A 1,193-nucleotide genomic window follows, 5' to 3' on the forward strand; every position below is an offset into this window, starting at 1 on the left:
GCACTCTCCTCGGTGGGCGGCGCGGACGTGGTCCAGGCCACGACATGGGTGTCGGTGACGAGGGCGCAGGGGACGTGGTGGCGGCGGCCGTCGGCGGTGACGGTGAGGGCGTCGGCGGTCGCGCCGGTCACCTCGAAGGCGTGCGGCCGGCCGCCGAACCCGGTTCCCGCCGCCTTGGCGACGGCCTCCTTGGCCGTCCAGAAGCGGGTGAACCAGCGGGCCTCGGGCTCCCCGGTCTCGGCCACGAGCCGCCCCAGCAGGGCGAGTTCACGCGGGCCGAGGGCGACGCGAAGCGTCTCGGGGGTGCGGTCGGCGATCTCCTCGACGTCGATGCCGACGCCGTTCCGGTACGAGCCGGGCCCGGCGGGGCGTACCAGCGCGACCGCCAGGTCGCCCCGGTGGGCGAGGGACAGCTCCAGCGGCGGGAGGGTACGGCCGTGCGTTCCCACCGCACGCGGCCGTCCCGACTCCTCGTTCACGATCTCGATCTCGGCCGGGAACACCGCGCCCTCGCCGCGCTCCCACAGCCACCGCCGTACCGCGTCCTTGGCGGCGATCCGGCCGAGCAGCCACTGCCGCCGGCCGCGCGGCGGCTTCGCCTCGTACGCCTCCCGCTCGGCCCGGCCCAGCTGCATCCGCATCAGCAGGTCGCGGGAGGCCAGGTCCGGCCACTGGTCCCGCAGCAGGCACCAGCCGCCGGGCCGGGCCTCGGCGAGGGCCAGGTGCTCGGGGTAGCCGCCGGACCTGCGGGCGTCGAGTCCGGAGAAGCGGCGGTCGCGCCAGCCGGTGAGCTCCGCCCACACCGTGCCGTCGGACAGGGTCAGCCGGGCGTCGGCGAGGAGGGTGTCCTCGGTGAGCGAGGTGATCACCGCATGGCAGTCGACGGGCGTGCCGACGGGCGGGTGCGGGCCGAAGAAGCGGGCCCGCGCCAGGGCCACGGGGAAGATCACGGTGCGGGAGGCGTGGGTCGACATCAGCCAGTAGCCGAGGAGCTGTCCCACGTTGTCGAGGAGCGCGCCCGGCGCGGACGGCGTGGTGAGGGTGCCCCGGACATGGCGGGGCCCGATCCCCTTCAGCGCGGTGACGCCCTGGAAGGCGGGTCCGTGGAACATCCACCGGTCCTCGTACAACCGGTCCGCCGCCAGGTCCGGCGGGCGCTCACCGGCCGTGTCGAGCGGCGGGGCGGGGGCCGC

Annotated in this window: 1 protein-coding gene; it reads right to left on the minus strand. The window is 76.1% G+C overall.

What is annotated here, in order from left to right; genetic code table 11:
- Window positions 1-1,112 (minus strand): 4'-phosphopantetheinyl transferase superfamily protein (locus ACJA3G_RS37295; RefSeq protein WP_406557442.1); only part of this gene is annotated, 1,112 nt, incomplete at its 3' end.
- Window positions 1,113-1,193 lie beyond the last annotated feature (81 nt).

Origin of the sequence: Streptomyces sp. YS-3 (assembly GCF_045257485.1) — a bacterium.
Lineage (GTDB): Bacteria > Actinomycetota > Actinomycetes > Streptomycetales > Streptomycetaceae > Streptomyces.